We start from the raw sequence: 12,175 nt of genomic DNA on the forward strand, positions 1-12,175 counted from the left end.
TCTACATTTACCTTAATATCCCTTTTATGTATTTTATAGAGAAAGGTCGTGTTTTATGATTTCGAAACCGACATTTATCTATAAAAACCCTACCGTCCAGTATGTATTACGGCCTAGTTGCTATGCGGTTATTTTTAACAATACTTGCTCAAAAATAGCTATCATCGAAAAAGGAGAACATTATTTTTTACCTGGTGACGGTATGGAAAGTACGGAAACGAAAGAAGCATGTTTACATCGTGAATTACTAGAGGAATTAGGTTGGGCGATTGAAATTGATCGTTATATCGGTAATGCAGCACGAGATTTTTATGCCGAAAAAGAGGATACATATTATTTAAACGATGGGTTCTTTTACATTGCACAAAAGATACATGAAGTTGAAGTTCATGAAGAAGACCATATTTTACAATGGATGTCTCCATCGCTTGCTATAGAACATTTACTTCACGATCATCAAAAATGGGCTGTTGAACAAGCGCTTTTATTACGAAATAAAAAATGATCTCCTTCTATATGAAAGAGATCATTTTTACTACTAACTTACTTTTTTCAAATTGAGAGCTGGCTTTTTGATTCCGCCTTTTTTTACAACATATAAGCCGATGAAGATTATAAGACCGCCAACGAGTTGCATCATATTGATTTGCTCTCCAATTGTTACAGCTGCAAAGATAACTGCGAACAATGGTACGAGATACATATAAACCATTACTTTCGTTGAACCGATTTTACTAATACCGACATACCACATTGCAAGTCCGAAAATTGTCGCAAAGACGATTGAATATGCTAGTGATCCCCAGCTTGGCGTATCTACTGGCCACGTTAATGTATTTACGTTGAATAAACAGTATATAACGAGAGGTACAATTCCAATTAAAGTAGACCATGATGTGACTCTCATTGCGGAGTATTTTGTGATAAGTGGTTGCGCTAAAATGGGATACCATCCCCACGCAATTGCTGCGACTAATCCAATTACATTTCCGATCCACGCATATTCGTAAGTAGCTCCTCCTGTATGTCCTGTTAATAAAACGAATGCTGCACCAATAAACGCTATTATTGAACCTATTTGTACTTTCATCGAAAAACGTTCTTGTTTGTGCAATACTGCTAATATCCCTGTAAAAATAGGTGACATCGCAATTAATAATGAGGCGTTCGTTGCTGAAGTATATTTCACAGATAGCATAAACATCGTTTGATACATTGTCGTTCCAACGATACCGACTGCTAGTAATCGTAACCAATCTTTTCTTTCAATACGTAATGAGCGTTCCATTAAAAATGTAATAAGTAATAATACCGGTGATGCTACTAAAAATCGTAAACTATTAAATTGAATGGATGACATATATGCCACGCCATACTTTCCAATTGTATAATTTGCTCCCCATACTAATGCTACTGATACTAGGAGCCATTCCATTTGCCATCGTTTCATCCGAATCTCCCCTTCCCTATTTAGCATAGTAAAATTGGCTGGATATAACACCGTCCAATTGGCTGTTTTTTTACCCAGCCAATTTGTTATACTTAATGTATATAAGATTTGCGGAGGCGTTTGTATGGAATGGAAGCTAGATAACGACAGTAAAATCCCAATTTATCAGCAAGTTGTTGACTTTATTGAAAAACGTATTACATACGGAGAACTTCCCCCAGGTAGCTTCCTCCCTTCAGAACGGAAATTAGCTACGCAGTTAAATGTAAACCGAAGTACGGTAACAACTGCTTATAATGAACTACGTGCTATGGGAATTGTAGAAAGTACGACTGGTAAAGGTACACGTGTGAGTACACATATGTGGGGCGTTTCTCCAACATTAACGCCGAACTGGAGAGGTTTCGTAGAAGGTGGTACTTTTTTACCAAACTTACCGTTACTTCGCCATATTCGGGCAGAAGTACAACAAAATGAGAACATTATAGATTTCGCAAACGGAGAGCTCGGTTGTAATCTCTATCCTCACGATCAACTACAAACAATTTTGCGAGAACAACCGTTAACGCAGTCATTAAGTTACGATCATCCGCAGGGGTATCTCCCGCTAAGACAAGCGGTAGTAAAATATATGAAGGAATATTTAAAAGTTGAAGCGACCGAACAATCGATTATGATTACATCTGGCGCCCAACAAGCACTTCACCTTATCGTACAATGTTTATTAAATCCAGGTGACGCAGTCGCTTTCGAAAGCCCTTCACACTGTTATTCATTACCGTTATTCCAATCGGCAGGTATTCGTATTTTTCCATTACCTGTCGATGAACACGGTATTAATCCAGACGATGTGCAAGAGTTATATAGAAAGCATCGTATTAAAATGATCTTTTTAAATCCAAATTTCCAAAACCCTACGGGAACGATGCTGCATCCAAACCGTAGAAAGAAACTGCTATCACTTTGCGCAGACTTACGAATCGCGATCGTTGAAGATGACCCGTCCAGTTTACTTACGTTAGAAAATAAACAACCTTGCCCTACTTTAAAATCGATTGATGAAAACGGAACAGTCATTTATGTTCATTCCTTATCAAAAATGATTGCGCCAGGGTTACGAGTTGGCTGGCTTGTCGCTCCGCAGTCTGTCGTAGAGCGATTATCAGATGCGCGTCACCAAATGGAATTAGGAATGAGTATATTCCCGCAGTGGCTTATACAACAATTTTTCGAAACTGTACCATTTCAGTCGCATATCGTACCGTTACGAAAACAACTAGCAGAAAAAAGAGACATTATCGTTCGTGCCCTAAACGAGCAACTTCACGATAAAATCTCTTTCTCAAGCCCAACCGGTGGTATATACATATGGGGAAAATTAAACGAACCGATAAACGAAAAACAACTCATTATGCAAAGCTTAAAACAAGAAATCGCCTTTATGCCGGGTAGTATTTTCGGTGCTAAAGACGGTTATATTCGTTTATCTTACGGGAAAGTGAATATTGATCAAATTGAGGAAGGTATTTCTCGTTTGCGTGAGGCTATTTTGGTTTGTGGGAAATAACATTATGTAAAGAAGTCTCGTTTGACAAAAGCAAAATCTACCATTATTATCAACACGAACCTATTCATAGGAGTGATAAAATGAAGATTTACGTTGATGCAGATGCTTGCCCTGTAAAAGATGTGATTATTTATGAGGCTACGAATGCAGAAATTCCCGTTACCCTCGTTACTAGCTTTTCTCATTATTCTAATGCGGAACAACCAAAAGGTGTAGAAACAATTTATGTTGATTCCGGAGCAGATGCTGCGGATTACCGGATTATGCAGTTAGCAAAAAAAGAAGATTTAATCGTAACGCAAGATTATGGTCTTGCTTCGCTAGCTTTAGCAAAAGGCTGTATCGTTCTACACCATAAAGGCTATAAGTATACGAATGAAAACATTGAACAATTGTTACAAACACGGTATTTAAGTGCAATGGTTCGAAAAAGCGGTAAGCGTACAAAGGGACCGAAACCATTTACAGCAGAAGATAAAGAGAAATTTAGAGCGCTCTTTAAAAGTATAATTGCACTTTAAAAATGAACCGTCTATTTGCAAGGAAAACTTCGCAAAACAAAGAAGAGAATATCCAAATGAACATTCTCTTCTTGAGGTTTACCTGTTTAAAATGAAGGTAAATTATCTAAGTTATTTTCCTTTATTCCATCAGGTTCACTACGTATAATATCTCTACCATACTTATGAAATACATCCACATGAGCTAACTTCCCTGATTTCGCTTCACTAAGAGCAGTAATATAATCTAACTCTCTCCCGCTACTTGTCTTAAAAGCAATTAAATCCCCATCATCATTTTTACGAACAGCAACTATTTGTTCTACTCCTGAATTGACTTCATGGTCCACTTCAAATTGAGCTTGCTCTTCTCCTTGATGTAAATAATCATTATAAACTTTTTGAAAATCTTTTTTATCCATAAAACTCACCTCCAACACATTTTATTAGTATGGTTGTGAGGTGTTGGTTTTATGTGCTTCCTCCATCAAGTTCACAAAAACACACTCCCTCAAAGAGATAACCCGGATCATAATTTTTTCAATCTAATACAAATTCATTTTAGAATCCTATAGAGTATCTCTTAATTTAAGTGTTAATATTTTCCTGATAATATTATAATTTATTTATATCGAAAAGAAATATGAAATGGAGAATGATTATGTTGAATATAGATATTAATCGTTTAACTGATATTTGTTTAGAGTATCAGCAGTCTAGATTTTATGTTACTAAAATCCCTAAAGATTTCTTATCAATTGCCAAAAAACGTTTTTCTATACCAACGGATGACCAAATTTTTGCTTTTTTAAGTTGTAATTTGTTTGGATCAGGAAAATATGGTGTTTACTTTACAAATTCAGGTTTATACTGGAAAAATTGGCTGTTAGGTAAAGGAAATATAAAATGGGATCAATTAAATAAAGTGCAAAAAATTGAAATTGATAAAGATAGCTTTTTATCTTTTGATGCACAAAAAAGCTTTAATATTAACGGAAGTGATTATCCTCCACTGTTATTTAAAGAATTACTTATAACTCTTACAAATTCATTCCAAAATTCAAAGCAAAATGATATACATCCAGTTATAAAAGTTGATGAGATAAAATCAACCTGTTCTTTGTTTGAGACGTACAATGAATTATTAGAACCTGATAATGGGTTATTTGTAGACACTCATATTTCACACAAAAAATTAAAAGAAATTGGGGCACGATACATTGTTTCAAAAGAAGAAGAAATCATTGCTTTTTTAGATACATCTGTCCTTGGTAATTTGAGTAAAGGATCCGATGGAGTATTAATTTGTCAATCAGGTATATATTTTAGAGAAACTTTTGTACACTTGTATTTTCCATGGCATGTCTTTAGGAATATCCCTATTACTTTGACTTCAAATGAATTAGAAATCGGAAAAGGAAACATATTTCATCTTCAACATGCTAGAATGCCTAGTCAAGAGATTCTATTATTCATCAAGAGTTTAAAACAGTATGTTAATAGTTTATATGAGGAAAATCCACAACTACATATTTAATACATTCGTTATTACATATAAGCTCGTGTATATTTAAGTCTAAAATTTCAATTCAACTAAAAAAAACCGATTATTTTTGTAGGGAACCTACAGGTATAATCGGTTTTTTAATCTTATTCTTTGCTTACATGCTCATTTATAATGGAATCTAGTGATAGACTAGATATTCTGCTTTTTTAATATCTACGCAATTTCTCCAAAGTCTCCAATATATCATCTGTAAAGGCAGTAGCGCCCTCTTTCTCTAAAGCTCTGAAATATAAACTTCTTAAGAAAGCTCTAATATTTTGTACTAAAATATCATGTTGAGGATGTGGGATATCTTCAACAATTGCTATACTATGTAGCCAATTGCTCCACTCTTCTTCAGTTAAAATATTTTGGTTACGCAACGACATAATTGGCGTTACTAATCTCTCATCCTCAAAGTGTATGTATACGTAGTCATTCAATCGAACCTTCTGACGAACAGCAGCTAGTATTGCATATGAAAACTCACGATTTTGTATTGTACGTGCTAAAGCATCTAGTGCATCTGCCGCATGTGCAGTAGAATGTGCCCAGCCTTTTCCTTCTACGTAACCTCTTACATCTTCTTCTAAATAGACATATTCCAGAACTTGTTCTGCCACACTATACAGTTGTTCTTCAGATAACAGTGGTTCTCTTTCATGAACAGATAAAATAAGCGGCGGAATTAATACGGAGAACGCACGTTTAAATACAGAATCTGTGCCCTTTTCACCAATTTTATAAAATAAATAATCAGGACTAATCGCTTGTAACATTAATCCTCGTAATTCTTTTTGTCTAAATACATCATTTGTAATCCATTTGTGAAGCGTACTATAAATCAAATCATCACGTAATTCAGCATCAGGTGATCCGATATAATCTAGCATCCACTGTGCATATGGATATGCATCTACATCTTCTGGCACAGCATAATTATTATTTTGAATTTGTTGTAATTCTTCTTTTAGTTCTAGTACTTCTGTCATTATATTTCCTGTCCCCTTTTTACGTTTTTTAACTTCTTTTCGCCTTATCCCCTGTAATTTCCCTCATAAAATTAAGTCGACTTTTAATATAGTTTTAGTCCCTATCTTTCTATGAACTTGATTCAATTATATAAATTTCTCCCGAGAAATAAAAGGAAATACATTGGAACACCAAAGCTTCTCACTTTGTTTGCATGCATTTCATGTAAGTTTAAGTTATAAAATAAAGTATTTTTTTCATTTGTATTCAAACGTATTTACAATCAAAAATTAAATCATTTTAGAACTCGTTTAATAAACTCTGTTTTAGCTTTTGTGTATGCTTCTCTATCTTGGTTATATCTTTTAGCTAAATCTTGTTTCAGATTTGAATAATCATAAACTAATTGTGGATTTTCTCGTAAGCGGTTACGAAATAAAAGTTGTTGCTCCCATCGCTCAGTTCCTTTAACCATTAAATGCAGGTGAGCTACACGCCTATTATTCTTCACTTTCACAAAGAACCTTCTCCAAGGTCTTTCATCTAATTCCGGGCCTACATAATGCCAATCATATATAGACAATTTTGCTGAAATATCGAGCACTCTATCAAATGAGTCTGTTTCAGCCATTAGATCAATGATAGGTTTTGCAGGTAAACCAGGTATGGATGTACTTCCTATATGTATTACTTTGCTAATACCGAGAGGAGTAAGCAGTTCATAAAGTTGCTGTTCTTCACATCGTCCTTTATCTTGCCAATCAGGATTTGCATTAACTATCTCTACTGACTCATTCGCCCATACAGGCCAATCGTTCGGATTATCTTTTTTATCCACCCAACACATCCCCTTTCACGAACTTTTTGCTATATAAACGATTTTAAATTCATTTAAATACAACTACCGGATCATCAAAATTACTATTCTGAAATATAACATTCGCACATTCTTTCGGATTATGCTCATCTATATACATCTTACAAGCCGCATGATATCTGTTTATAAACATTTTCTCTGCTTCTTCATAACTTCCAAAAGCCTCAGTCTCGCGCTCTGCACCACGGTTTCTCGCAGTCTCAAAATCTGTATCTACGAAAATTTTATAGTCAAATAGATACTCAATTTCTTTTTTCAATAAAAATGTTCCATCTACTATTAGCACCATAGTTGGCGAGGCCACTAGCGGCGTATTATGTACAGGCATGTCCGTTATTAAGTTATGAGAAATCGTTTCATACTGTAAATTCCCGTTAGGTCCTAAAGGTTTTAATAGCCTTTCTTTGAAAGCTGTATAATCGTGTGCATCTTCATAATACCCTCTTGCAGACTCTTTTCCTTGTGCATAACGAATCACTCTCGGGTTATGAAAATCATCAATGCTGGTGCGTATTACTTGCACTCCCCGATTTTTCATTTCCTCTGCCAGTTCGTTTGCAAATGTTGTCTTTCCTGAAGCTGTTATACCATTTACTCCAACTCTTATTGGATGGGTTAATTTTAACGTTAAAATATGATCAGCAATTTCTTTCATGTATTGTTTTCGGAGCATGACATTCCCTCCTGTATGTTGTTTACATAATATAATTGCGGTAAATTAAATTTATCGCTATTTGTTGGTAAATCGATATATTAAAAAAATCGTTGAAATATTTTAAGTTATGATAGATATATTTTTATTGATTTATATTTTCCTTATTTCCCCTTAAAACCTCGATATAAAGCAGTCCGTAACTCTTGTTTGTATTCCTCAATTTCTGGCATATCCAACTCTTCAGCTAATCGGATGGCTAGTTCAATATCATATGGTACACGTACGAGTTGAATCGAAAAGCTTGCTGCTTCTTTTTCATTGTATGTTCCTTCAAAAATTAAATAGGAAGCTTGTGTAATTTCAAGTGGATTACCTACACTACCAGCATTACATAACGTTTTCCCTCTAAAATTTTGCACATACGCCTGATGAACGTCACCGTAACAAACGACATCTGGTTTTCTTTCCCCTTCTATATTCTCTGTGAGCTCACTATTTTCGAACATACTAATACACTCTTCTCTTGTTGCATGTGGTTGAATTCTTTCATACAAACTTCTCGGTGAAGCGTGGAACATACGAATCAGTTTCCCACTCATATAAAACTCGATTGAAAATGGTAAGCTTCTTAAATACTCATTTTGTTCTTCTGACAATTGTTTTTGATGCCATTTTAACGCTTCAAATTCAGTCGGTTTTGTAATGAAATCATCCCAGTTTCCCATTACGGTTCCTTCACATTCTTTACGAACGATTTCAATTACTTCGCTAGAATGCGGACCTTTTCCTACTAAATCTCCAAGACAAATAATACGTTCAATTCCTCTTAATTTAATATCTTTCAGTACTGATTCTAATGCCGGAATATTACCATGTATATCTGAAATTACCGCAATTTTATCCAAATGAATCCCTCCGTTATTTATTGTTTATTATATCCTCATGTTGTGATTGATACCATTTTGGAATATAAGATGAAAAATGATTATGATCTTCTATAATTCGGTTCAATCTTTCTTTCATATCCTCTACTAAATGTGGTGTAGTTCGGTTTGTCCATACGATATCCGCTGGGAATGTCATCGCTGCATATAATGAATACAGTTTCCAAAAGTGGATTGACGGATCGCCTCCGCAATAACCGTGAACTTGTCCAACCGCAAATGGTTTGCTTATTCTTGTAGTAAAAATCGCTACGTTATAAAAATCGTGTATTGGATCGCCAAAATCATATCCACTAAAATCGATAACGATAAATTCATTATTATGAATCATACTATTTGCTGGGTGGTAATCATCGTGTAAAAATGTGATAGGCCGATTTTTCAATAAGTCTTTATGATTTTCTACAAAGGTGAATACTGGCTTCAAATCCAGAAAATTCACCTCATAATCTGCTAATGCCTCTATGTACCTTTCATACTTATTCCACCTAAATATTTCCCATTTATTACTTGCACTTTCTCTTTCTATCGAGTGAATTCTCTTTAATATTTCCCCTGCTTTTCTTCCTGCATTATACTGTTCTTCCACCGATAGCTTGCTTAAGCTCTCTTCACCATTTACACCTTGGGTCCATTCAAATACTTGAACACATTTATTTAATCCCTCAAGTTTTATGAAATGAATTAACTTCGGCGTTGGAATATGTAATAACTCCAATTGTTTCATATACATATATTCTTCTTGTTTTCGTTCATAATTAGAAGAATCACACACTTTTACAAAATAAGTTTCTCGATTCTCTAGGTCAATTTTATACTTCTCTTCATGTGAAAAACCTTTTGTAATAGCTGTACATTTTACAATACGTGACCACTCTAGTTTTCTTTCTATCTCTCTTAACATTTCTTCCACAAAACTCACCTCTATCAATATACGAACAAACTACCTAACACTTCATACTCTCGTTTATTTTCCCCTTTAAACTCCACTGCAAATGGATATTCGCCATGATGCTTCAAACGTTCTAGTACTAGCCCTTCTCCAACTGGTTCACAAAACTGCACATGAACATCACCAAACGATACACTTTGACACTCAGCATTCCATTCTTCATTTTGTATGATTGAATTTGCAGTTAGCTGCATTACTTCTTTCCATTTCCGCACTGTTTCTCGAACATTTTTCACCGTATAATGAATCGTTTCAATTTCTTGTACTTTATTTTTATGTTCAGTGATCGTCCCTATTTTACGTAAATCGTTTCTTCTTTCTTCATCCGTTTCATTCCACTGTATAAAGAATGGTAATTTCGGTCCATTCTCTTCTTGCTTTACAAATAACATTTTCCATTCTAAAAGCCGGCCATCTTTTCTCATCCGTTTCCCTTCAAATGGTCCTATCGTATGTAAGCCGTGCTTACTAAATTTAACTGCTAGTTCTTCAATTGCATCTGTTCGAATTGCGATTTGTAGCATCCCTTCTCCATTTTTTAATTTCACCACTGTTTCTTGTACTAATGGATTTTCTGCTTCTTTCGCTTTTTCTTCATGCTGAACTGCTAAAAATTCTATATATGATAAATCAAAATAACATAAACTATTCCAAGTACCCCAAGTCGTATGCTCACCGCCTAATGCAGTATGAAATCCATGCTCCTGCATTTGTTTTGCCGCTTCCTCCGGTGTACAATGCACTGCGTGAACGAGATGATCAAATGCTAACATAGTCTTTCTCCCCTTTCTCTCCATCCTTTTATTGTATATTTTATTTTTCTTTCGTTCAATTCAAAAAACTTTAAAACCCAGTTGATTTATACGATTAATGTGTATTATAATAAAACAAATTTAATTATTGCTGATTGGAAAAACCAAAGGCACTTTTCTCATACGGGAAAAGTGTCTTTTTCATTTATTATTACAGGGGGATTATTTATGCAGAAATTAATTGTCTTTGCTATTATTGGATTTTTCGCTCAATTGATTGATGGCGCACTTGGTATGGCGTACGGGGTAACGTCTACCTCACTATTATTAATGTTTGGTATCGCACCAGCTGTAGCTTCCGCATCAGTTCATTTAGCTGAAGTCGTTACAACCGCCGCTTCTGGTGCATCTCATATCAAATTTGGAAACGTTGATAAATATACAGTTTCCAGACTTACATTACCAGGAGCAATTGGCGCATTTATTGGGGCATGTTTTTTAAGCAATTTACCTGGTGATGTAATTAAACCGTACATTTCCATATTTTTATTTACTTTAGGGGTTTATATTTTATTACGATTCATCATTCAAAAACAAATTGTTTCTTCAAATAAGCGTATGTCTACTAAACAACTTGTACCACTTGGCTTATTCGCTGGATTCGTCGATTCAACTGGCGGCGGTGGTTGGGGGCCGATTACGACACCTGTTCTTCTTGCAAGAGGAAATGAAGCTAGAAAAGTTATTGGATCTGTAGATACGAGTGAATTTCCTGTTTCACTCGCTGCAACGATTGGCTTTTTCATTTCACTTGGCTGGGAACAAGTAAGCTGGGTTTGGGTATTTGCCCTCATGCTTGGTGGTATTGTTGCCGCACCAATCGCCGCATGGTTAGTACGCATCGTTCCTTCTCATTTACTTGGCGTACTCGTTGGCGGACTTATTATCTTTACGAATATACGTACACTGCTTACTACATTTAAAGTAGATCCAACTATTATTTCACTTTCTTACGTTGCAGTTGGTCTTGTCGTTATTATATCTATTTTTATTGCTGTTCGTAATCATTCCAATCGTTCTAACGTATCGACAGCCGGCTATCCGAAAGATCAAAAACAAATGCTACCATAATTAATAATAATACCGCCCGATTTACTTCGAGCGGTATTTTTTATTTTTCTATTTTCCAATTGACCATCGTTTCAGTACTATTTACTCTTTTCATATGTAATTTCTCTAAGACACGAATAGAGCTATAATTATCAAGGAGTGTCTCCGCTATAATCATTTCCACTTCCCCTGTTTGAAAAGCCCATTTCATTAATTCACTAACTGCTTCTGTTGCATACCCTTTATTCCAATATTTCTCAATAAATCCGTAACCAATTTCTACCGTATGTTGCTCATTCGGTTTCCCTTTAAATCCTATATCACCTAGAACAACATCATCCTCTTTCCGAATAACATACCACGGTCCCCACGGTAATGAAGCCACATCTCGTTTCACATTTTCTATATGCCCTACAATATGTGGGCCACTATTGTATCCTTGATTATTCGCAATTTGAATCCATTCTTCTGTACACGGTACTATATGTAATCTTTCCGTTTCTAATTTCATAATGATATCCCCTTTTCAATTAAACAATACCTCAATTTTATCAGAAACAAAAAGAATATTCATTCTATTTATCGGATTTATACTTATTCTTTGAAACGAATTTAAGGAATAATCCCCTTTTAATAGTTATGTCGAATTATATTTTCTGAATTTTCTTTTAATTTTAAAGGGTTTTTCAATATTTTTTGCGAAACATTTGTATAACAATTTTTTCTTTGCTTATTGTTACATAAAAGTAGGTTCGGGTGGAGTTATGCAAGCGTTTCCTATACAATAACCGATATTTTTTGACTTTTCCTAACAAAATTCCTTGCAATATATTCAGAAAGTCATTACAAT

14 protein-coding genes are annotated in these 12,175 nt (G+C 34.9%); 5 read left to right on the forward strand and 9 right to left on the reverse strand.

Annotated features, from left to right (window positions below):
- The first annotated feature begins 55 nt into the window (after positions 1-55).
- Positions 56-505 (forward strand): NUDIX hydrolase, encoded by a 450-nt coding sequence (locus QCI77_RS15225; RefSeq protein WP_353825165.1) that lies wholly within the window; start codon positions 56-58, stop codon positions 503-505.
- Positions 506-538: 33 nt separating this feature from the next.
- Here QCI77_RS15225 and QCI77_RS15230 read toward each other — a convergent pair whose 3' ends face one another.
- Positions 539-1,450, reverse strand: coding sequence for a DMT family transporter (locus tag QCI77_RS15230; RefSeq protein WP_088039666.1), 912 nt, complete (start codon positions 1,448-1,450; stop codon positions 539-541).
- Between the two features lie 124 nt (positions 1,451-1,574).
- Between QCI77_RS15230 and pdxR the strand changes: the two genes are divergently transcribed.
- Together pdxR and QCI77_RS15240 are read left to right on the forward strand one after the other, a co-directional pair.
- Positions 1,575-3,017 carry a MocR-like pyridoxine biosynthesis transcription factor PdxR gene (gene pdxR / locus QCI77_RS15235; RefSeq protein WP_060750386.1) on the forward strand — a complete coding sequence of 481 codons (1,443 nt, stop codon included), beginning with the start codon at positions 1,575-1,577 and terminating at the stop codon, positions 3,015-3,017.
- An 80-nt stretch (positions 3,018-3,097) separates the two neighbouring features.
- Complete coding sequence (locus tag QCI77_RS15240) at positions 3,098-3,538, forward strand: YaiI/YqxD family protein (protein ID WP_002032939.1); 441 nt, start codon at positions 3,098-3,100, stop codon at positions 3,536-3,538.
- Positions 3,539-3,624: 86 nt separating this feature from the next.
- On the opposite strand, the gene QCI77_RS15245 is transcribed toward QCI77_RS15240, so the two are convergent.
- Entirely contained in the window at positions 3,625-3,939 is a 315-nt protein-coding gene (locus tag QCI77_RS15245) for a DUF3892 domain-containing protein (RefSeq protein ID WP_353825166.1), read from the reverse strand.
- A 239-nt stretch (positions 3,940-4,178) separates the two neighbouring features.
- On the opposite strand from QCI77_RS15245, the gene QCI77_RS15250 reads away from it, so the two are divergent.
- On the forward strand, positions 4,179-5,054 hold the full coding sequence (locus QCI77_RS15250) for a hypothetical protein (RefSeq protein WP_353825167.1): 876 nt from the start codon (positions 4,179-4,181) through the stop codon (positions 5,052-5,054).
- Between the two features lie 176 nt (positions 5,055-5,230).
- Here QCI77_RS15250 and QCI77_RS15255 read toward each other — a convergent pair whose 3' ends face one another.
- The 6 genes from QCI77_RS15255 to QCI77_RS15280 form a co-directional block, all read right to left on the reverse strand.
- Positions 5,231-6,055: a DUF2785 domain-containing protein gene (locus QCI77_RS15255; protein WP_002013583.1), complete on the reverse strand. Its 825-nt coding sequence runs from the start codon at positions 6,053-6,055 to the stop codon at positions 5,231-5,233.
- A 275-nt stretch (positions 6,056-6,330) separates the two neighbouring features.
- Positions 6,331-6,873: a GrpB family protein gene (locus tag QCI77_RS15260; protein WP_002142334.1), complete on the reverse strand. Its 543-nt coding sequence runs from the start codon at positions 6,871-6,873 to the stop codon at positions 6,331-6,333.
- Between the two features lie 49 nt (positions 6,874-6,922).
- Positions 6,923-7,585: an AAA family ATPase gene (locus tag QCI77_RS15265; RefSeq protein ID WP_002142335.1), complete on the reverse strand. Its 663-nt coding sequence runs from the start codon at positions 7,583-7,585 to the stop codon at positions 6,923-6,925.
- A gap of 143 nt (positions 7,586-7,728) precedes the next feature.
- Positions 7,729-8,472 (reverse strand): metallophosphoesterase family protein, encoded by a 744-nt coding sequence (locus QCI77_RS15270; RefSeq protein ID WP_353825168.1) that lies wholly within the window; start codon positions 8,470-8,472, stop codon positions 7,729-7,731.
- A 13-nt stretch (positions 8,473-8,485) separates the two neighbouring features.
- Positions 8,486-9,424, reverse strand: a complete 939-nt coding sequence (locus QCI77_RS15275; protein ID WP_215589840.1) for an aminoglycoside phosphotransferase family protein — start codon at positions 9,422-9,424, stop codon at positions 8,486-8,488.
- Positions 9,425-9,438: 14 nt separating this feature from the next.
- Positions 9,439-10,236 carry a VOC family protein gene (locus QCI77_RS15280; protein WP_353825169.1) on the reverse strand — a complete coding sequence of 266 codons (798 nt, stop codon included), beginning with the start codon at positions 10,234-10,236 and terminating at the stop codon, positions 9,439-9,441.
- Positions 10,237-10,443: 207 nt separating this feature from the next.
- Between QCI77_RS15280 and QCI77_RS15285 the strand changes: the two genes are divergently transcribed.
- Positions 10,444-11,346, forward strand: coding sequence for a sulfite exporter TauE/SafE family protein (locus tag QCI77_RS15285; protein ID WP_002185506.1), 903 nt, complete (start codon positions 10,444-10,446; stop codon positions 11,344-11,346).
- A 40-nt stretch (positions 11,347-11,386) separates the two neighbouring features.
- On the opposite strand, the gene QCI77_RS15290 is transcribed toward QCI77_RS15285, so the two are convergent.
- Positions 11,387-11,836, reverse strand: a complete 450-nt coding sequence (locus QCI77_RS15290; RefSeq protein ID WP_113935796.1) for a GNAT family N-acetyltransferase — start codon at positions 11,834-11,836, stop codon at positions 11,387-11,389.
- Between the last annotated feature and the right edge of the window lie 339 nt (positions 11,837-12,175).

Source organism: Bacillus cereus group sp. MG9, from assembly GCF_040459995.1.
GTDB classification, from domain to species: Bacteria; Bacillota; Bacilli; order Bacillales; family Bacillaceae_G; genus Bacillus_A; species Bacillus_A mycoides.